Origin of the sequence: Geodermatophilus telluris, assembly GCF_900102745.1 — a bacterium.
Lineage (GTDB): Bacteria > Actinomycetota > Actinomycetes > Mycobacteriales > Geodermatophilaceae > Geodermatophilus > Geodermatophilus telluris.
This window is the reverse complement of the sequence record NZ_FMZF01000001.1, coordinates 1,025,734-1,045,072: the sequence shown is the minus strand read 5'-3', so window position 1 is coordinate 1,045,072 and position 19,339 is coordinate 1,025,734. Positions and strand designations below refer to the sequence as shown.

At 75.2% G+C, this 19,339-nt stretch carries 16 protein-coding genes; 9 read left to right on the top strand and 7 right to left on the bottom strand.

Features of this window, described 5'->3' with window-relative positions; genetic code table 11:
- Nucleotides 1-10: 10 nt before the first annotated feature.
- Complete coding sequence (locus BLQ97_RS05060; protein ID WP_091363664.1) at nt 11-2,524, bottom strand: EAL domain-containing protein; 2,514 nt, start codon at nt 2,522-2,524, stop codon at nt 11-13.
- 359 nt (nt 2,525-2,883) lie between these two features.
- On the opposite strand from BLQ97_RS05060, the gene BLQ97_RS05055 reads away from it, so the two are divergent.
- From BLQ97_RS05055 to BLQ97_RS05035, 5 genes are all read left to right on the top strand, one after another.
- On the top strand, nt 2,884-3,777 hold the full coding sequence (locus BLQ97_RS05055; RefSeq protein WP_091363662.1) for a TauD/TfdA dioxygenase family protein: 894 nt from the start codon (nt 2,884-2,886) through the stop codon (nt 3,775-3,777).
- Nucleotides 3,778-3,915: 138 nt separating this feature from the next.
- On the top strand, nt 3,916-4,881 hold the full coding sequence (locus BLQ97_RS05050) for a glycine betaine ABC transporter substrate-binding protein (RefSeq protein WP_091363661.1): 966 nt from the start codon (nt 3,916-3,918) through the stop codon (nt 4,879-4,881).
- 14 nt (nt 4,882-4,895) lie between these two features.
- Complete coding sequence (locus tag BLQ97_RS05045) at nt 4,896-6,092, top strand: quaternary amine ABC transporter ATP-binding protein (RefSeq protein WP_245691821.1); 1,197 nt, start codon at nt 4,896-4,898, stop codon at nt 6,090-6,092.
- Nucleotides 6,089-7,015: an ABC transporter permease gene (locus BLQ97_RS05040; RefSeq protein ID WP_091363658.1), complete on the top strand. Its 927-nt coding sequence runs from the start codon at nt 6,089-6,091 to the stop codon at nt 7,013-7,015. The genes BLQ97_RS05045 and BLQ97_RS05040 overlap by 4 nt, the downstream gene beginning before the upstream one ends.
- 46 nt (nt 7,016-7,061) lie before the next feature.
- On the top strand, nt 7,062-8,234 hold the full coding sequence (locus BLQ97_RS05035) for an MFS transporter (protein ID WP_091363656.1): 1,173 nt from the start codon (nt 7,062-7,064) through the stop codon (nt 8,232-8,234).
- A 700-nt stretch (nt 8,235-8,934) separates the two neighbouring features.
- On the opposite strand, the gene BLQ97_RS23580 is transcribed toward BLQ97_RS05035, so the two are convergent.
- The gene (locus BLQ97_RS23580; protein ID WP_217637038.1) at nt 8,935-9,921 is read right to left on the bottom strand and encodes an AraC family transcriptional regulator; all 987 of its coding nucleotides are present in this window, start codon (nt 9,919-9,921) and stop codon (nt 8,935-8,937) included.
- Between the two features lie 210 nt (nt 9,922-10,131).
- On the opposite strand from BLQ97_RS23580, the gene BLQ97_RS05020 reads away from it, so the two are divergent.
- Nucleotides 10,132-10,869 carry a GAF and ANTAR domain-containing protein gene (locus tag BLQ97_RS05020; RefSeq protein ID WP_139173441.1) on the top strand — a complete coding sequence of 246 codons (738 nt, stop codon included), beginning with the start codon at nt 10,132-10,134 and terminating at the stop codon, nt 10,867-10,869.
- Nucleotides 10,870-10,969: 100 nt separating this feature from the next.
- Here the strand turns inward: BLQ97_RS05020 and BLQ97_RS05015 are convergent, their stop codons facing one another.
- On the bottom strand, nt 10,970-11,773 hold the full coding sequence (locus BLQ97_RS05015; RefSeq protein WP_091364002.1) for an exodeoxyribonuclease III: 804 nt from the start codon (nt 11,771-11,773) through the stop codon (nt 10,970-10,972).
- A gap of 189 nt (nt 11,774-11,962) precedes the next feature.
- Here BLQ97_RS05015 and BLQ97_RS05010 point away from each other — a divergent pair, with 189 nt between their 5' ends.
- Both BLQ97_RS05010 and BLQ97_RS05005 read left to right on the top strand, forming a co-directional pair.
- Nucleotides 11,963-13,543, top strand: a complete 1,581-nt coding sequence (locus tag BLQ97_RS05010) for an LCP family protein (protein ID WP_245691819.1) — start codon at nt 11,963-11,965, stop codon at nt 13,541-13,543.
- 98 nt (nt 13,544-13,641) lie between these two features.
- Entirely contained in the window at nt 13,642-13,836 is a 195-nt protein-coding gene (locus BLQ97_RS05005) for a hypothetical protein (protein ID WP_091363652.1), read from the top strand.
- A 6-nt stretch (nt 13,837-13,842) separates the two neighbouring features.
- Here BLQ97_RS05005 and BLQ97_RS05000 read toward each other — a convergent pair whose 3' ends face one another.
- Entirely contained in the window at nt 13,843-15,039 is a 1,197-nt protein-coding gene (locus tag BLQ97_RS05000) for a fibronectin type III domain-containing protein (RefSeq protein WP_139173439.1), read from the bottom strand.
- Nucleotides 15,040-15,290: 251 nt separating this feature from the next.
- Here BLQ97_RS05000 and BLQ97_RS04995 point away from each other — a divergent pair, with 251 nt between their 5' ends.
- Entirely contained in the window at nt 15,291-15,491 is a 201-nt protein-coding gene (locus tag BLQ97_RS04995; RefSeq protein ID WP_091363649.1) for a hypothetical protein, read from the top strand.
- A 90-nt stretch (nt 15,492-15,581) separates the two neighbouring features.
- Here BLQ97_RS04995 and BLQ97_RS04990 read toward each other — a convergent pair whose 3' ends face one another.
- The 3 genes from BLQ97_RS04990 to BLQ97_RS04980 form a co-directional block, all read right to left on the bottom strand.
- Entirely contained in the window at nt 15,582-16,793 is a 1,212-nt protein-coding gene (locus BLQ97_RS04990; protein ID WP_091363647.1) for an acyl-CoA dehydrogenase family protein, read from the bottom strand.
- A 143-nt stretch (nt 16,794-16,936) separates the two neighbouring features.
- Nucleotides 16,937-17,377 carry a DUF4383 domain-containing protein gene (locus BLQ97_RS04985; protein ID WP_091363645.1) on the bottom strand — a complete coding sequence of 147 codons (441 nt, stop codon included), beginning with the start codon at nt 17,375-17,377 and terminating at the stop codon, nt 16,937-16,939.
- A gap of 235 nt (nt 17,378-17,612) precedes the next feature.
- Complete coding sequence (locus BLQ97_RS04980) at nt 17,613-19,259, bottom strand: carbamoyltransferase family protein (RefSeq protein ID WP_091363643.1); 1,647 nt, start codon at nt 19,257-19,259, stop codon at nt 17,613-17,615.
- Nucleotides 19,260-19,339 lie beyond the last annotated feature (80 nt).

Sequence of the window (19,339 nt, the reverse complement as noted above, 5' to 3'; positions counted from 1 at the left end):
GGGAGGCCGCTCAGCCCCGCGGCGCGACGCCGGGGACGTCGCCGCCGAGCTCGACGACGTGGGCGAAGACGTGCGAGGGCCGCTGCGAGCGGTCCACGACGACGGCGGCGTGCACGCGGGCGAGGAAGGCCGTGCCGTCGGCGCGCAGGTAGCGCTTGGTCACCAGGTGCCCGTCGACGGCGCCGGTGCGGACCTCCGTGAGGTTGGCGTCGTCCTGGGCGAGGTCCTCGGGGTGGGTGACGTCGGCGACGGTCATCGGCGCCAGCTCCTCCGGCGCCCGCCCCACCAGGGCCGCGAAGGCCTTGTTCACGCGGATGAAGCGGCCGTCGAGGTCGGTGAGGGCCATGCCGATCGGCGCGTCGTCGAAGGCGTGCCGGAACATCGACTCGCTCTCGGCCAGCGCCTCCTGGGCCGCCACCGCCGCCGTCACGTCGCGGGACACGGTGACGACCTCGCGGAGCGTGCCCGACGCGTCGGTCAGCCGCTGCACCGAGGTGCGCAGCCACCGCACGGTGCCGTCGCGGTGCAGGGCGCGGTGCACGGTGCCCTCCGCGCCGCCGTCGCGCGCCACCGGCTGCCCGGTGAGCACGCGGTCGACGTCCTCGGGGTGCAGCAGGGTGAGCACCGACGCGCCCAACAGTTCCTGCGGCAGCCACCCGAGCACCGGGCCCGCGGTGGCCGACGCGTAGGTGATGACGCGGCCGGGGGTGGAGACGACGACCACCTCGTCGCTGCCGGCCAGGGGCAGCGGTGCCGGGCCGGACACCTCGTCCGTCCCCACCGTGCCGGGCCGGGCGGCGAGAGCGGGGACGTCGGCCGGGCGGCCGAACAGCCAGCCCTGCGCGGAGTCGCAGCCCAGCGCGACCAGCTGCCGCGCCTGCTCCGGCGTCTCCACGCCCTCCGCGCACACCTTGCGGCCGAGCCCGTGCGCCGCCTCGACGACCAGGCGCACCAGGACGGCGTCGGCGGTGTCGGTGGTGACCCGCTCGACGAACGACCGGTCGATCTTCACCAGGTCCACCGGCAGGTGCCGCAGCAGGGACAGCGCCGAGTGGCCGGCGCCGAAGTCGTCGAGGGCCAGCCGCACGCCCAGCCCGCGGAGCTCCTCGAGCCGCGCCGCGGTGGCCGCCAGGTCGGTGATGGCCGCGGTCTCGGTGATCTCCAGGCACAGCCGGTCGGGCGCCAGCCCGGACTCGGCCAGGGCCGCCACGACCTCGTCGACGAAGCCGCGCTGCACCAGCTGCACCGGGGACACGTTGACCGCCACGGTCGGGGCCGGCCCGGACGGCGGGACCGGCCAGCCCGCCGCCTCCCGGCAGGCGGTGCGCAGCACCCACCGGCCGAGGTCGACGATCAGGCCGGTGTCCTCGGCGAGCGGGACGAACCGGTCGGGGGCGACCCAGCCCAGCTCCTCGTCGTGCCAGCGGGCCAGCGCCTCGACGCCGGTGGTCCGGCCGGAGGGCAGCGCGACCACGGGCTGGTACTGCACGCTGAGCCCGCCGCGGTCCACCGCCGCCCGCAGCCGGCGCTCCAGCAGGTGCCGCGCCCGCACCACGTCGCCGTGCTCGCGGTCCTCGAGCAGCTCGGGCGCGAAGTGCGCCCAGCGGCCGCGGCCGAGGGTCTTGGCCCGGTACATCGCCGTGTCGGCCTCGGTGACGAGCCGGTCGAGCGCGTCCGGTCCCGCGGGGCCCTCCCCGGCCGGGGCCTGCGCGATTCCCACGCTGGCACCGATGGCGACCAGCTCCTCGCTGCCGTTCGCGCCGCGCACGACCACCGGTGCGTCGGCGGCGAGCAGGATGCGCTGCGCCAGCGCGTCGGCCTCGTCCCGGCCGAGCCGGTCGGCGGTGACCAGGACGAACTCGTCGCCGCTGAGCCGGGCCACCAGGTCGCCCGACCGCGCCAGCGAGCGCAGCCGCCGGGCGAACTGGGCCAGCACCTCGTCGCCGGCGGCGTGGCCGAAGTGGTCGTTGACGTCCTTGAAGCGGTCGAGGTCGACGAAGAACAGCGCCCCGGGCCGGAAGCCGCCGGGGGGCTGCACCTGGTCCTCGAGGAAGAGCCGGTTGGGCAGGCCGGTGAGCGGGTCGTGCACGGCGCGGTACGCGTAGTGGTGCGCGAGCTGCTCGAACAGCGTGGCGACCGGGACGACGCCGACGTCCTCGGCGCAGACCACGACGATCGCCTCGGGCACGTCCTCCCCGCTGCGCCGCCGCTCCGCCAGCAGGGCCGCGGCCTCGCCGACGGTGGAGCCGGCGGGGACGACGAGCGTGCCCCGCGGCGCCACCTCCGCGACGGGGCGGGAGCCGGCCGGCGGGACGCCGTCACTGCCGGTCCCGGCCCGCATCGCCTCCAGCCAGCCGCGGCCCAGGAGCACCGGGCCGTCCGTGCCCTGCACGACCAGCCACGGCGTGCCCGCCGGACGGCGCAGCAGCAGCGCCTCCACGGTGGCGACGGGGGTGTCCGGCCCGACCACCCGGACCGAGCGCGCCAGGTCGCCCAGCGTCTGGTCCCCGGCCGGGCGCGACATGGGTTCAGACGGTGCCACAGGCCCGCGCCGCCGCGACAGGGTCGCGACCCGCACGCCCGACTGCGCCACCACGCACCCCTCCCGTCCGGACCGACCCCTCCTGTCTCGGCAGGTCGGGCCGCCGACCGGTCCCCGGGCGCCGCGCGCGTCACCCGCAGGGAGGACGGCGGGCGGCCGGGACCCCCTGTCCCGGGAGGCGGAGCACCCGCTACGGTAATCCGCATGCACTTGGTCGGGTTTGTGTGCTTTGCGCTCGTCGAGCGCCGGCACGTCGACCTGCTGCGGTGCGCGAGCGCGCTCTGTCGGGCCTGACCCCCCGCCCCGTCCCGCCTGCCCGCACCCACCTCCGGAGACCTCGCATGACCCTGCTCGCCGCTGCCCCGACCACGCCCGCCGACGACGACGCCGGGGCCCTCGACCTCGAGCGCCTCGAGCCGACCATCGGTGCCCGCGTCCACGGCGTCGACCTCAGCCGCGCCACCGACGACCAGGTCCGCGCCGTCCGCGCCGCCCTCGCCGAGTACAAGGTGCTGTTCTTCTCCGAGCAGCACGACCTGCACCCGGACAGCCAGATCGCGCTCGGCCGCCGCCTCGGCGAGGTCACCGAGTCGCACCCCGTCGTCCCCGGCGTCGACGACCAGCACCCGGAGATCTACGCCCTCGACAGCGCCACCGGCGGCTTCGCCGACGTCTGGCACACCGACGTCACCTTCGTGCGCCGGCCCCCGCTCGGGTCGGTGCTGCGGGCCGTCGTCCTCCCGCCCACCGGCGGGGACACCCAGTGGGCCGACCTGGAGCTGGCCTACCGCTCGCTGAGCGAGCCCGTGCAGCGCCTGGCCGACCAGCTCGTCGCGGTGCACGACGGCACCCGGGAGTTCGGCTACTACCTCGCCCAGCGCGAGGAGCGGACGAAGTGGGAGGGCGAGGAGTTCCGCGCCCTGGTCCCGGTGGCGCACCCCGTCGTGCGCGTGCACCCGGAGACCGGCCGCAAGGGCCTGTTCGTCAACCCCGGCTTCGTCTCCCACATCGAGGGCGTGTCCGACGCCGAGAGCCGGTACCTGCTGGACCTGTTCTACGCGCACATCACCAAGCCGGAGCACATCGTGCGGCACCGCTGGTCGGTCGGTGACGTCGTCATGTGGGACAACCGCTCGACGGTGCACTACGCCAACCGGGACTATGGCGACCAGCGCCGCGTCATGCACCGCATCACCCTCCGCGGGGATGCACCGGTCGGGCCGGCGGCCCGCTGACCCGCGGGCCGCCGGCCCGACCGCAGTCCTCCCCAGCGCGCGACGAGGCGCAGGCCCCACCCGGGGTCTGCGCCTCGTGGCACGCTCCACCCCCGTCGCACCCGTCCGGGTCCGGCGCCCCCACGGAAGAAGAGCCCCATGCAGCGCACCCCCCTCCGGCCCCGCGCGTCCGCGGTGGCCCTGACCGCCCTGCTCACCGCCACCGTCGCCGGGTGCACCAGCGAGGAGGCCGGGTCGGGCGGCGGCAGCGGCGGCAGCGGTGACGGCATCACCGTGCAGGCGGCGCAGTTCAGCTGGACCGCGGCGGGGCTGACCAACGGCATCCTCGGCGAGATCGCCGCCGACCACCCCGACCTGGGCGTGTCCTCCCTGGCCACCACGCAGCTGGACCCGGCCGCGGCCTGGGCCGGGGCGCAGCGCGGGGACGTCGACCTGCTCACCGAGGTCGCCCTGCCCAACCAGCAGGAGCTGGCGGACTCGGCGAGCGACCGGGTGCAGATCGTGTCGGAGACGTACGGCGACGCCGCGCAGGGCTGGTTCGTGCCGGCCTACGCCGTCGAGCCCGGCGGGCCGCTGGAGGGGCTGACCAGCGTCACCCAGCTCAACGACTACGCCGACGAGCTGGGGAACAAGTTCTACGACGCCGACCCCGGCTACATCACCACCGAGCAGAACGCCAAGCGGCTGCAGGGGTACGGCATCGGCCTCGAGCACGTGGTGTCCAGCGAGGCGGCCGAGCTGGCGCAGCTGGAGAACAGCTACAGCCGCGAGGAGCCGATCGTGCTGTACCTCTACCACCCGCACGCGGTGTTCGCGCAGTACGACATGGTCCAGCTCGAGGAGCCCACGCCCTACACCGACGGCTGCCTGACCGAGGGGGACGGCGCCTGCGCGATGCCCTCCTACAGCGCCAACATCGCCGCCAGCGACGAGCTCGCCGAGCAGGCCCCGGGCTTCGTCGACCTGCTGACGGACTTCCGCATCTCCGTCGAGGAGATGGAGGAGATGCAGAAGGCGGTCGACGTCGACGGCGAGGACGTCGCCACCGTGGCGCGCGAGTGGGTCGACGCCCACGGCGACCAGATCGACGAGTGGATCGGCTGACGGTGGCGCCGCCGGTGCTGCGCGTCACGGGCCTGACGAAGGTCTTCGGCGCGCGGGAGCAGGAGGCGCTGCGGCTGGCCGCCGACGGCCACGGGCGCGACGAGATCCTGCGCCGGACCGGGGCCACGCTCGCGGTCCACGACGTCGACTTCGCCGTCGAGCGCGGGGAGCTGTTCGTCGTCATGGGCCTGTCGGGATCGGGCAAGTCCACGCTGGTCCGGCTGCTCAACCGGCTCATCGAGCCGAGCGCCGGCACCGTCGAGGTCGACGGCCGCGACCTGCGGGCGCTCGACGACGCCGCGCTGCGGACGGTGCGCAACCAGAAGATCAGCATGGTCTTCCAGCACTTCGCGCTGCTCCCGCACCGCACGGTGCGCGAGAACGCCGCGTACGCGCTCAAGGTCCGCGGCGCCCCCGCCGCCGAGCAGCGGCAGCGGGCGGACTGGGCACTGGAGACGGTGGGGCTCATCGACCGGGCCGGCGCCCGGCCCGACGAGCTCTCCGGGGGCATGCGCCAGCGCGTGGGCCTGGCCCGCGCGCTGGCCGCGGACTCCGAGGTGCTGCTGATGGACGAGCCGTTCTCCGCGCTCGACCCGCTCATCCGCCGCGACATGCAGGACCTGCTGGAGCGGCTGCAGTCGGACCTGGCCAAGACGATCGTGTTCATCACCCACGACCTCAACGAGGCCATGCGGCTGGGCGACCGGATCCTCATGCTCAAGGACGGCCGCACCGTGCAGCTGGGCACCGGCCCGGAGATCATCTCCGCGCCCGCCGACGACTACGTCGCCGACTTCACCTCCGACGTCGACCGGACCCGGGTGCTCACCGCCGGTGACCTGCTGCGCGAGCCCCGGCTGACCGCCCGGGTCGGTGACCGGCCCGGGGACGTGCTCCGGGCGCTGGGCGGGGCGGAGGCCAACGGCGTCTACGTGCTCGACGGCGAGCGGCGCGTCGCCGGCGTGGCCCGCGACGACCTGCTCGCCCGGGCGGTGCAGGAGGGCCGGACGGCGATCGGCCCGTACGAGCTGGTCGCCGACTTCGCCACGACCGGGGCCGACCGGCCGGTCGTGGAGTTCGTGCACCTCGTCGGCCGGCACCCGGTGCCGCTCGGCGTCCTCGACGGCGACGGGCGGCTGCTCGGCGTCGTCCCGCGGGCGGCGGTGCTCGACGCGCTGTCGGCCGTCCCGGTCCGGGGGAGGCGCCCGTGATCCCGCACCTCCCGCTCGGCCAGTGGGTCGCCGACCTCATCGACTGGCTGCTCGCCGCGGTGCCCTGGCTGTTCGACGCGATCTCCGCGGTCATGCAGGTCCTCGTCGACGGGCTGACCGACGCGCTGGTCTCCCCGCCGCCGGTGGTCTGGATCGTGGTCTTCACCGTGCTGGCGCTGCTGCTGCGCGGCCCGTGGCTGGCGCTCTACGCGCTGCTGGCGTTCCTGCTGGTGGTGTCGCTCGAGCTCTGGGTCGAGACGATGCAGACGCTGGCGCTGGTGCTCGTGGCCGCGGTGATCGCCGCGGCGATCGCCGTCCCGCTCGGCATCCTGGCGGCGCGGCACCGGGCGGTCAGCGTCGCGGTCCGGCCGGTGCTGGACTCGATGCAGACCACGCCGGTGTTCGTCTACCTGATCCCCGCCGTCTTCTTCTTCGGCGTGGGCGTCGTGCCCGGCGTCGTGGCGACGATCCTGTTCGCCATCCCGCCCGGGGTCCGGCTCACCGAGCTGGGCATCCGCCAGGTGGACCGCGAGGTGGTCGAGGCCGCGCAGGCCTTCGGCGCCCGGCCCGGTCAGGTGCTGCGCGAGGTGCAGCTGCCGCTGGCGCTGCCGGCGATCATGGCCGGCGTCAACCAGGTGATCATGCTGGCGCTGTCGATGGTGGTCACGGCCGGCCTGCTCGGCGCCGCGGGGCTCGGCGCGGTCGTCGTCCGCGCCGTCACCCAGCTCGACGTCGCCAGCGGCTTCGAGGGCGGGCTGGCCGTCGTCCTGCTCGCGGTCTTCCTCGACCGCCTGACCGGCGCCTTCGGGCAGCGGTCGGTGCTGTCCCGGTTCCGTCAGGCGCGGGCCGGCCGGCAGCGCAGCGCACCGGCCGCGGACACCGCGGTCCGCCCGTCGGCGGTCGGCGCGCAGCAGCCCGGCTGAGCGCGGCCCGGTCCGGGAACGGGTCCCGGGAGTAGCGTGCCGCGCCATGCGGCGCCGGCCGGACACGCTGTTCACGCCGGCGTTCGTCGCGCTGACCGTGTCCGACCTGGCCTACTGCACCGCCACGGGCGCGCTGCTCGGGGTGACCCCCTTCTTCGTGACGGGGCCGCTGGACGGGGGGCCGGCCGCGGTCGGCGTCGCCGTCGGCGCGTCCGGCGTGACGACCCTGGTCCTGCGTCCGCTGGCCGGCCGGTGGGCCGACCGCCACGGCCGCCGACCGCTGCTGGTCGGCGGCGCCTCGCTGCTCGCCGTGCTGGTGCTCGGTCACCTGCTGGTGACCGACCTGGCCTGGCTGGTGGTGCTGCGCCTGCTGCTGGGGGCGGCGGAGGCGCTGTACGTCGTCGCCGGCTTCGCGGCCCTGGCCGACCTGGCGCCGGCCGGCCGGGCCGGTGAGGCGCTCAGCTACAACTCGCTGGCCCTCTACGTCGGGATCGCCGTCGGGCCTGTCGTCGGTCAGGCGCTGCTCGGCTCGGGTGGCTTCGCGGCCGTCTGGGCGGGCGGCGCGGTGCTGCTGGCCGTCGCCGCGCTGCTCGCCGCCCGGGTGCCGGAGACCCTGGAGCCGGTGTCCGGGCCGTCCGCCGCACCGCCGCTGCTCCACCCCGCCGTGCTGCTCCCCGGGATCGGCCTGCTCGCCGGGGTGGCCGTTGTCGGCGGCTTCACGGCGTTCGCCCCCCTGCACGCCGCCCGGATCGGCCTGGACGCGTGGAGCACGGTGCTGGGGCTGTTCGGGCTCGTCGTGGTCGTCTGCCGCACGGTGTTCGCCACCCTGCCCGACCGCGTGCCACCGCTGCGCCTGGCCGCCGCGGCCCTCGGCGCCTCGGCCGCCGGCCTGACCCTCGTCGCCGCGGTGCCGTCGGCGGAGGGCCTCCTCGCGGGGACGGCCTCGCTGGCGGTGGGCACCGCCTTCCTGACCCCGGCGGTGTTCGCGGCCGTGTTCAGCCGGGTGCCGCCCTCCCAGCGGGGCAGCGCCGCGGGGACGGCCAGCGTGTTCATCGACCTGGGGCTCGGCGGCGGTCCGCTCCTCCTGGGTCTCGTCGCGTCGGCGGGCGGGATCCCGGCGGCGTTCCTGACCGCCGCCGGGCTGGCGGCCGGCGGAGCCGTGCTGCTGGCGTCGCGGCCGGTCGCCGGGGCCCGGCCGGACCCGCGGGAGCTCCGCTAGGACCCCGCCCCGGTCCCCTGCCGGAGAGCTCCCCCGTCCGCTCACCCCCGGGAGGCGCACCGACACCCCCACGACACGCAGCAGCGCAGGCCGGCGACGAGCGCGGGGGCCGGGTCGGCGTCTTCACTGAGTGGTGGCGCCGAGGGCGGTGGTCACTGCGACGAGCGGGTCGCGCCGAGCCCGGGCGGACCGTGTCCGCACCCGGCGCCGTCGTCCGGGGCGCCGAGACGTGGGGGACTGGAACGCGGAGGACGCAGTGGCCGACACGGTCCGCGCGGTGGGACCGGTCCCGGGACGTCGTCCCGGGACCGCGGTGGACCGTGCCCACCTGGACCGTGCGCACGCGGACCAGGCCCGGCGAGCCGCGCGCGAGCTGGCCGACGAGCTGGAGGTCTTCCGGGCACGGGCGCAGGCCCTCCGCCGGCAGTTGGAGGTCCGTCGGACGTGGCTGGCCGCCGACCTCGCGTCCAGCGCGCAGTGTCTGGCCGGGCAGCGCGCCGTGAGCGGCGCGGTGACGCCCGGTGCAGCGGCGGCCGGTGCAGCGGCGAGGGGTGCGACCCCCGCGGGCCGCGACGGCGGTGACGGTGCTGCCGTCGCCGGTCCTGGCACCGCGTAGCTGTTCGGGGGCACGGTGCGGCCGGGCCGGCCGGAGGTCGCGATGGGAGGCGCCGCTACCCGTCCGATGAGGTGGCCGGCCCGCTCACGTGCGCAGCGTGTGGCTCGGCGGGACCCCGTAGGCCGAGCGGTAGGCGGCGGCGAAACGGTCGGGTTTGGCGAACCCCCAGCGCCGGGCGACGGCGGCGACGGTGTCCCCGCGCGCCGGGTCGGCGTCGCGCAGTTCCCGGCGCGCGCCCTCGAGCCGCACGCGACGCAGGTACCCGAGGGGTGTCGTGTCGAGGTGCCGCCGGAACCCGTACTGCAGGGCGCGGGCGCTGGTCCCCGCTGCCGCCGCGATCTCGTCGAGGCGCAGGGGCAGGTGGGCGTGGGCCTCGATGTGGGCGACGGCCCGGCGGACCGCTGCCGGTGCGACGACGCCGGGGCCGGGCACGTGCTGACGGCTCAGCGTCGTGTTCGGGAAGACGTGCAGCGCAGCGGTGGCGACGGCGCGCGCCATCTCCTCGGCGAGCAGGGGTGAGTCGAGCGGGGACACGGGGTCCATCAGGGCTCCGCTGACCAGGCCGAGCAGCGACCGCCAGTAGCGGTGCATCGACGGCGAGACGGGCGTGGTGCCGGAGAACCGCAGCCCCGTGCCCGGCAGACCCGTGGCGTCCTCGGCGACCCGCGCGATCCGCTCGGCCGGCAGTCGCACGGTGGTCACGTCGAAACCGTGCATGGCGAAGTCGACCGACACGCCGATCGGGTAGAAGGCGACGTCCCCGGCGGACGCGACCGTCTCGGAGACGCGACTGCCCACCTGCACGCTGCCGGCGTGCACGACGAAGAAGACGTAGTCGGAGAAGCCCTCGCCAGAGGTGCCGGTGTAGTCGATGGACGTGCGCACGCGGTCCGCGCCGATCACGGGCGTGTCGTGGGTGAGTGCCGAGAACCGTGCGCCGTTCCTGATCGGCGCGAAGCGTGACGTGTTGTCGGCGTACATCCGGCGGATGAACTCGGTGACCGCCGCCTCGTCGCTGGAGGAGAACGAGGACCGCTGGACGAGACCGGGCCGCGCCTGCGGGACGGACATGCGGCCTCCTGGGGTGCGGAGCCGACGGGCCGACTGCCGGTCCTGGGCGACAGGCTACGCAGCCGGACCCGTCGGGAGCAGCCCGCGGAGCACGTCCTCGTCCTGCCGGTCCCGGCAGGCGGCGTGCACGATCCACGGTGGTGCGGGGGAGGCCCCGCAGGTCGCCAGCCTCGAACAGCCGGGACGGTGGCCGACACGAGGAGATCCGGCGTGCCCGGAGAACGTGACTTCGACGAGCGCCTGGCCGCCGTCGCGCGCGAGCTGCTCAACGAGCCCGACGAGCAGCACACCCTGCAACGGGTGGTCGACGCCGCCGCGGCCACCCTGGGCCCGCAGGTGTGGGCCAGCGTGTCCCTCGTCCGGCAGCGCCGCGAGGTGGACACCCCGGCGACCAGCGACGACCGGGCGGCCCGGGCCGACGAGCTGCAGTACGAGCTCACCGAGGGGCCGTGCCTGGACGCCATCTGGGAGCAGGAGACCTTCCAGATCGACGACATGACCGCCGACGAGCGCTATCCCCGGTGGTCGCGGGCCGTCGCCGAGCAGACCGGCATCCGCAGCAGCCTGTCGCTGCAGCTGTTCACCGACGCCGACCAGGAGAGCCTGGGCGGGCTGAACCTGTACTCCCCCCGCCGGGGTGCCTTCGACGCGCAGACCCGCGGCGAGGCGCTGGCCTTCGCCGCCCAGGCCGCGGTCGCGGTCACCAGCGCGCGCACCGAGGAGCACCTGCGCTCGGTGATGGCCACCCGGACCCTCATCGGGCAGGCGCAGGGCATCCTCATGGAGCGGCTGAGGATCACCGCCGACCAGGCCTTCGGCGTGCTCAGCCGGCTGTCCCAGCAGAGCAACGTCAAGCTGCGGGAGATCGCCCGTCGGCTGGTGGAGACCGGCGAGGTCCCCCGGCCGCCCCGGACGGGGCACGGGGGCGACCCGGCGGCCACGAGGTAGGACCGCCGGGTCTGGGCCGCCCGGGAGCCCGGGCACCCGGAGGCCGTGCCGCTGCTGCTACCCGCGCCGCGCACGGGGGACACGACGCCCCGGCGCACCGCTAGTCGGACAGCTCGACCACCACGGGGGCGTGGTCGCTGGCGCCCTTGCCCTTGCGCTCCTCGCGGTCTATCAGGGCGTTCGTCACCCGGCCGGCCAGCGCGGGGGAGCAGAGCTGGAAGTCGATCCGCATGCCCTCGCGGCGCGGGAAGCGCAGCTGGGTGTAGTCCCAGTACGTGTAGACGCCCGGGCCGGGTGCCAGCGGCCGGACGACGTCGGTGTACCCGGTCTCGACCACGGCCCGGAACGCCGCCCGCTCGGGCTCGGAGACGTGCGTGGAGGTCGCGAACACCCGCACGTCCCACACGTCGTCGTCCTGCGGGGCGATGTTCCAGTCACCGACCAGGGCCACCTGCGCGGTGGGGTCGGCGGCCAGCCAGCCGCCGGCCGCGGTGCGCAGCGCGGCCAGCCACTCGAGCTTGTAGTCGTAGTGCGGGTCGCCCAGCGCCCGGCCGTTGGGCACGTACAGGCTCCACACCCGCACCCCGCCGCAGGTGGCGCCCAGCGCCCGGGCCTCCACAGTGGGGTCGGCGCCCTCCTTCGCCGCCCAGGTCGGCATGCCGGGGAAGCCCACCTCGACGTCGGTCAGGCCGACCCGGGACAGCACGGCGACGCCGTTCCACTGCGAGTGGCCCACGTGCGCCACCTCGTAGCCCAGCTCGCGGAAGCGCTGCTCCGGGAACTGGTCGTCGCGGCACTTGGTCTCCTGCAGCGCCAGGACGTCGACGTCGCGGCGCTGCAGCCAGGCGGCCACCCGGTCGGCGCGGGTGCGGATGGAGTTGACGTTCCACGTCGCGAGGCGCACGAGCACCGACCCTATGCGGGTGCCGTCCCGGCCGTCGGCGGTGGACCGAGACCGAGGTCACGTCCCATCGGGTGACCTGCGCGTTCACGGGGTACGGAGCCGCCGTGACTGCCAGGGACCAGTGGGACGATGGCCGGATGACCGCCGTCCGGACGACGCGATGACCGGGGCCGCCCGACGGGTGCGCCGGTGAGCCGCGACGACCTCACCCGCCCGATCGGCGACGCCCCGGCCCTCCCGCCGGTACCCGCGGCGGAGGACGGCCGGCGCGGTCGGCGGCGGCCCGAGCGGCGGTCGCTGGCCGCCGTCCTGGGGCTGACCGTCGCCAACGCCGTCGTCCCCGGCACCGCGTTCCTGGCGTCCGGGCGGCGCCGGCTGGGTGCCGCCGTCCTGCTCGTCTTCCTGCTGCTCCTGGGCGGCGGCGTCTGGCTGGCCACCGCTGGGCAGCGCACCGCCGCCCGGCTGGCCGTCGACCCGACCCGGCTGACCTGGGTGCTCGTCGGCCTCGTGGTGCTGCTGCTGGCGTGGGCCGCCGTCGTGGTCACCGGCTACCGCTCGCTGCTGCCTCGTCGCAGCAGCCGGCCCCGCCTCGCCGTGGGCGCCCTGCTCGTGGCCGCCCTCGTCGCCGGCGCCGCCTACCCCGCCTTCCGCGTCGGCGAGGCCGCGGTGGCCCAGCAGGGGCTGCTCGACGGCGTGTTCGGCGACGACCGCCGGTCGGCCACCGTCGACGACGAGAGTGACCCGTTCGGCACGCAGGAGCGGGTCAACGTGCTGCTGCTCGGTGGCGACGGCGGCGAGGGCCGCGAGGGCGTGCGCACCGACACGGTGATCGTGGCCAGCATCGACACCGACACCGGCGCGACGGCGCTGTTCAGCCTGCCGCGCAACCTCGAGGACCTGCCCTTCCCCGCCGACAGCCCGCTCGCCGAGCTCTACCCGGACGGCTTCGACGCCGGCAGCGAGAGCGAGAGCCTGCTCAACTCCGTCTACCGCAACGGGCCCGCGGCGCACCCCGACGTCCTCGGCCCCACCGACGACCCCGGCGCGGACTTCCTCAAGCTCGGCGTCGGTGAGGCGCTGGGCCTCGACATCGACTACTTCGTGCTGGTCAACCTCGACGGGTTCAGCCGGCTGGTCGACGCCCTCGGCGGGATCACGGTGAACGTCAACTACTACGTGCCGATCAACGGCATCACCGGCCAGGAGCTCCCCGACGACTACATCGCGCCGGGCCCGGACCAGCGGATGGACGGGTACACCGCCCTGCAGTTCGCGCGGGGCCGCTACGGGCTGACCGACTACGACCGCATGGACCGCCAGCGGTGCACCATCAAGGCGATCATCGACGAGGCCGACCCGATCACCCTGCTCGAGCAGTACCAGGAGCTGGCCGCGACCACGCAGGACATCGTCAGCACCGACATCCCGCGGTCCGTGCTCGACGACTTCGTCGACGTGGCGTTCATGGTCAAGGACGCCGAGATCCGCAGCGTCGTGTTCGACGACAGCGTGATCGACCCGGCCTACCCCGACTACGACCGCATGCGGCAGATCGTGCAGGAGTCCATCGCCCCGGCCGCGCCGGCGTCGTCCGCGCCGCCCGCCGCCCCGGGCGACCAGGCCGCCGGCTCGGAGGCCGACGCGGCGGGGCAGACGCCGGAGCCGCCGCCGGCCGTCCCCGCGACCGACGTCGGCGACGCCTGCGCGTTCGACCCGGTGCGTGCCCAGGAGGCCCTGGACGCGGGGGAGCCGCCGTCGAAGAACGGCTGACCTGCGCCCGGGTGCCGGTGAGGGGTGCGGCGCCGCCGGACCGCCGTCTGGTTGGCTCGTCGGCAGCCGGGACCGGTCCCGGCAGGAGCGGAGGCGGCATGGGCACCCCACGGGACGCGCGGCGCGAGCGGCTGGTGGCGCTGCTGGTGCTGGGCATCGGCGCGGTGCTGCTGGTCAGCTCACCGACCTGGTTCGGCAGCGGCCGGGCGGGCGTGGGCGCCGGGCAGCTCGTCCTGGCGGCCGCGCTGCTCGGGACCGGGGCGCTGCTGCTGCGCCGGTCCCGCGCCCGCTGAGCGGTCCTAGAAGGGCGCCTCGGCGAACCAGGCGCCGTCGATGTCGTCCTGCGTGTGGCCCTCCCAGGCCACGTAGACGCCGACGAGCGAGAGGTCCTGGGCGTAGAAGGTGAGGTACTTCCAGGCCAGCCCGCCGTCGGGGCTCTCCAGCAGGTCACCCTGGGCCGGCCCGTCGCCGTAGGACCAGGTGCCGGGCCCGGTGCTCCCGGCCAGCGCGGCGTCGAGCCGGGCCTGCCACTGCGCCCGGTCGGCGAACTGGCTGATCTCGACGTGGACGCCGGTGGGGTAGTCGCAGACGACGAGGGCCTGCGCCCCCTCGGGCGGTGCCCGGTCGCACGTGCCGTCGGACCAGCCGAGGCCGCCGGGCTCGGCCGGCAGCAGCTCGGGGAAGGCCGTCGCCAGCTCCCACGCCTCCTGCCACGGGCCCCGGGTGAACAGCGACGCGCTCTGCGCCTCGGCCGTGCTGCCGGCGCCGTCCCGGTCGACGGCGGTGACCTGCCAGGTGTGGTCGCCCAGCGGGACGCCGGCGTCGCGGTAGGTCGCGTCGGTGAGGTCGGTGGCCAGGACGGTGCCGTCGCGGCTCACCTCGTAGGCGTCGGCTCCGGTGACGGTGTCCCACTCGACGACGACGTCGGCGCCGTCGGTGGTCAGGGCGATGCGCGCGGTCGGGGCGACCGGCGTGACCACGGGGTCGGTGGCGGGCACCGTCTCGGACCGGTCGCCGTCCTCCAGCGCGGTCACCGAGTAGCGGTACTCGGTGCCGCTCTCGGTCCCGTCGTCCACGTAGCTGGTGGTGGCGGTGGTGCCCAGCACGTCGCCGTCGCGGCGGACCTCGTAACCGGTGGCGCCCTCGACGGCGTCCCAGCGCACGGCGACGCCGTCGTCCGCGAGCTCGGCGGTCACGCCGGTGGGCGGGTCGACCGGGCGGGTGAGCAGGAAGACCACCACGCCCGCCGCGACGACGAGCACGAGCAGCGCGGCGCCGACGGCGATCCACAGCCCGCGGCGCGACCGGCGCGGCGGGGCGGCGGGGGGTGCAGCCGGTGACCACGGCGGCGGCCCGCCGGGCTGCTGACCCCAGGCGGGGGGCGGGCTCCACGGGGGTGGGGGCTGCTGGCCCCCGCCGGGCTGCTGACCCCCGCCGGACTGCTGACCCCAGGCGGGCGGCTGGCCCCAGGGGAGGGCTCCGGGCGGCTGGCTCATGGCGTCCCCCGTCGGACGGGTCGGGCCGGCCCCGCGTGTGGCCGGGGGGCCACGGTAGGGCCGGGAGGGCCCCGGTGGGGGCCTCCTCGACGTCGCGGGATGCGCGGGGGGACGGCTGCGGACGGCCCGCGTGGACGGCGTCGGCCCAGGTGGGTCCGGCGTGTCCGGCGCGGACCGGCCGCCCGTTTGCCGCCCGGGGTGGGCCGCACCACACTCCGGGGGACGGTGGGTCCCCAGGACGGAGGAAGCACGTGAAGCTGGACAAGCAGGAACTGCTGCGGGTGCTGCGCACCGAAGGTGACAACGACACGGCGGAGAAGGTCGAGGCGCGCCTGCCCGACGAGATCGACACCGACCGGGACGGCGACGCGCTGTCCGAGGTCGGCCTCGACCGCACCCAGCTGATGGCCAAGCTGGCGGGCGGGGGCTTCGGTTCGTCCCTGACCCCCTGACCCCCTGACCCCCGGACACGGGCGGGGGCGGCACCCGGCCGGGTGCCGCCCCCGCGACGTCGGTGGGTCCCCGCTGCAGGGGGTCCTCCGTCAGCCGACCCAGGGGCGTTCGCGGGCGAGCTCCTCCTTGGCCACGCCGCGGACGTGCACGGCGTCGGGGCCGTCGACGATCCGCAGCGTCCGTGCGCTGGCGTAGAAGCGGGCCAGCACGGTGTCGTTGCTGACGCCGGCGCCGCCGTGCACCTGGATGGCCCGGTCGATGACGTCGAGCGCGACCCGCGGCGCGGCCACCTTGATGGCCGAGATCTCGGTGCGGGCGCCCTTGGCGCCGTACTTGTCGATCAGGTCGGCGGTCTTGAGCACGTAGAGCCGAGCCTGGTCGATCTCCATGCGCGACAGCGCGATCGCCTCGCGCACCGTGCCCTGCTCGGCCAGGGGCCGGCCGAAGGCGACCCGCTGCTTGGCCCGCTCGACCAGGAGCATGAGCGCGCGCTCGGCCATGCCGATGGCGCGCATGCAGTGGTGGATGCGGCCGGGGCCGAGCCGGGCCTGGGCGATCATGAAGCCGTCGCCCTCGCCGGCGAGGATGTTCGACACCGGCACGCGGACGTCGGTGAAGCGCAGCTCGGAGTGGCCGTGCTGGTCCTGGTACCCGAAGACCGGCAGGTGCCGGACGATCTCCAGGCCCGGGGTGTCGCGCGGGACCAGCACCATCGACTGCTGCCGGTGCGGGGCGCCCTCGGGGTCGGTCTTGCCCATGACGATGAAGATCTGGCACCGCTCGTCGGCGGCCCCCGACGTCCACCACTTGCGGCCGTTGATCACGTACTCGTCGCCGTCGCGCACGATCGAGGTCTGGATGTTGCGCGCGTCGGAGGAGGCGACGTCGGGCTCGGTCATCGCGAAGCCCGAGCGGATCTCGCCCTCCAGCAGCGGGTCGAGCCAGCGCTGCTTCTGCTCGGGCGTGCCGAACAGCATGAGCGTCTCCATGTTGCCCGTGTCGGGCGCACCGCAGTTGGTGGCCTCGGGGGCGATGACCGGCGACCAGCCCATGACCTCGGCGACCGAGGCGTACTCGAGGTTGCTCAGACCACCGAGCTCGTGGTGGAACAGGTTCCAGAGGCCGCGGGCACGGGCCTCCTTCTTGAGGTCCTCGAGGACCGGGGGGTGTCCGTGGTCGTCGTGGCCGCGTTCGGCGCGCCAGGCGTCGTAGACCGGCTCGGCGGGGAAGACCTGCTCACGCATGAAGTCCCACATCCGGCCGCAGACGTCCTCGGCTCGGGCGGAGAGGGCGAAGTCCATGGTCGGAAGGTAGACCGCTGCGTGACCGCCGTCGCACCGGGGTCCGGTCCCGTTCCGCCGCCTCCCCCGGGCCCGGGACGACGAGGAGCCGGGCACCTCCAGAGGTGCCCGGCTCCGCGGTCCCGTCCTGGGACGGGGTCGCGTCAGGCGTGCGTGGGACGGGCGATCCGGTCGTTCACCGGGCCCAGTGCGATGACCAGCCCGACGATCGCGGTGGCCACGTGCAGCACGTTGTCGGCAGCGTTGACGTTGAGGAAGTCCCAGCTCTGGCCGATGGCGATGAGGCCGTAGACGAAGGCGGCGGCGTAGCCGACGGCGAGCAGCCAGCCGTAGGTGCGGGCGCCGGCCAGTGTGCGGGACAGCGCGATGCCGGCCAGGCCGATGACGATGTGCACGATGTTGTGCAGCGGGTTGATCATGAAGATGAGCAGCATCTCGTCCTGCGCGTTGTCGGCGAAGGAGTCGAAGCCGGTGACGAAGAAGCCGACGATGCCGACGAGCAGGTAGACCACGCCGAAGACGAGTGAGAGGGTCTGCGGCCAGGCCTTGGCCGGGCGGGCGCCGGCGGAACCGGTCGATGCCATGGGGTCCTCCGAGTGTGTGGTGCGCGGCCGAGTGGCGCGCGTCGTTCCAGCGGTACCCCGGCGGGTCGGGGGGAACCGGAACTCATCCATACGGAGGAGCGTCGTGTCCGGACCGTGACCGGCGGGGCGGTGGTGCACGCGGTCTTCGCGCGCTGCCGCCGTCCCGGTTCGGCGTCCTCACCCCGTGGGGGGACGCCGGCTGCCGGGCCCGCCCGCGGGCGGGCCCGGCCACTGCTCAGGGGCGCGGCGTCGGTCGCGGTCGGCGGACGACGAACGGGCCGATGGCCAGCAGGTCGACCGGCGCCGAGCCGAAGCACTCCAGGGCGTCGCGGGGGTCGTCGACCATCGGCCGGCCGGCGGTGTTGAGGCTGGTGTTGACGACGACGGGCAGCCCGGTGCGCCGCTCGAAGGCGGAGATCATCCGGTGCACCAGCGGCTCGGTGTCGGGGTCGATCGTCTGGATGCGCGCGGTGCCGTCGACGTGGGTGACCGTGGGGATGCGGTCGCGCCACTCCTCGGCGACGTCGTGCACGAACAGCATGTACGGCGAGGGGATCGGGCCGCGGCTGAAGATGTCCGGCGCCCGCTCCAGCAGCACCATGGGCGCCACCGGGCGGAACTGCTCGCGGCCCTTGACGTCGTTCATCCGCTCGAGGTTGGCCTGGAAGCCGGGGTGGGCCAGCAGGGACCGGTGGCCCAGCGCCCGCGGACCGTACTCGCTGCGGCCCTGGAACCAGGCGACGATGCCGTTGTCGGCGAGCACCTCGGCCACGGCCTCGGCGACGTCGTCCGGGCGCTCGTAGTCGATCGCCGCGGTCTCGAGCCACCGCTCGATCTCGTCGTCGGTCCAGCCGCGGCCCAGCGCCGCGCCGGGCATCGGCTCGGTGCGCTCGCCGAGCTCGGCGGCCACGTGCAGGGCCGCGCCGAGCGCCGTGCCGGCGTCGCCGGCGGCCGGCTGCACCCAGACCTGCTCGAACGGGCTCTCGGCGAGGATGCGGGTGTTGGCCACGCAGTTGAGCGCGGTGCCGCCGGCCATCGTGAGGGTCTTCTCGCCGGTCTGCTCGTGCACCCAGCGGGCCAGGTCGACCAGCACCTCCTCCAGCCGGGTCTGCACGCTGGCGGCGAGGTCGGCGTGGGCCTCGGTCCACGGCTCGTCCTTGCCCAGGCGGGGGGCGAACTCGGTGAAGTCGATGCGCTCGGTGACGAAGCCGCCGTCGCCGGTGGCCCGGATGAGCTCGGACAGCTCGCCGAGGAAGCGCGGCTTGCCGTAGGAGGCCATCGCCATGACCTTGAACTCGTCGGAGCTGCGCAGGAAGCCCAGGTGGTCGGTGAGCTCCTCGTACATCAGGCCCAGGGAGTGGGGGAGCGACTGCCCGGCCAGGACCTCCAGCTGCCCGTCGACGTAACGCCCGGCCAGGTGGCTGTGCGCCTCGCCGCGGCCGTCGAGCACGAGGACGGCGTTGTCGCGCTGCGGCGCCGCCTTGCCGGCCGACGCCGCGTGCGCGACGTGGTGCTTGACGAAGTGCACCTTCGCGGGGTCGAGGCCCGGCAGCGCGTGGGCGAGGAAGTCCGGCGCCATCTGCGCGTACTTCTGGCGCATGACGTCGCCGTCGTCGAACAGGCCGGTCTCCTCGGGGGTGACCATCAGCGCCGGGTCGAAGGAGTAGGCGACCGCGTCGAGCTCCTCGGGGCGGATGCCGGCGTGCCTCAGGCACCAGGCCGCCGACAGCTCGGGCAGTTCCCAGGCGCTCCACGGCAGCGGGCGCTTGCCGTGCTTGCGCCGGCTGAAGCGCTCCTCCTCCGCCGCGGCCACGACCTCCCCGTCGACGACGAGCGCCGCCGCCGGGTCGTGGTAGATGGCGTTGATCCCCAGGACCTTCACCCGTGCACTCCTCCCAGCCGGGCGCCGCGCCCGGACATCCGCTTGATCATCGACGGCCCCGCGCGGTCGCGCAGGGCGAG

Coding starts and splice junctions, on each gene's coding strand:
- BLQ97_RS05060 (WP_091363664.1), bottom strand. CDS start 2,524: ATGTCGCGCCCGGCCGGGGACCAGACGCTGGGCGACCTGGCGCGCTCG.
- BLQ97_RS05055 (WP_091363662.1), top strand. CDS start 2,884: ATGACCCTGCTCGCCGCTGCCCCGACCACGCCCGCCGACGACGACGCC.
- BLQ97_RS05050 (WP_091363661.1), top strand. CDS start 3,916: ATGCAGCGCACCCCCCTCCGGCCCCGCGCGTCCGCGGTGGCCCTGACC.
- BLQ97_RS05035 (WP_091363656.1), top strand. CDS start 7,062: ATGCGGCGCCGGCCGGACACGCTGTTCACGCCGGCGTTCGTCGCGCTG.
- BLQ97_RS23580 (WP_217637038.1), bottom strand. CDS start 9,921: ATGTCCGTCCCGCAGGCGCGGCCCGGTCTCGTCCAGCGGTCCTCGTTC.
- BLQ97_RS05005 (WP_091363652.1), top strand. CDS start 13,642: ATGGGCACCCCACGGGACGCGCGGCGCGAGCGGCTGGTGGCGCTGCTG.
- BLQ97_RS05000 (WP_139173439.1), bottom strand. CDS start 15,039: ATGAGCCAGCCGCCCGGAGCCCTCCCCTGGGGCCAGCCGCCCGCCTGG.
- BLQ97_RS04990 (WP_091363647.1), bottom strand. CDS start 16,793: ATGGACTTCGCCCTCTCCGCCCGAGCCGAGGACGTCTGCGGCCGGATG.
- BLQ97_RS04985 (WP_091363645.1), bottom strand. CDS start 17,377: ATGGCATCGACCGGTTCCGCCGGCGCCCGCCCGGCCAAGGCCTGGCCG.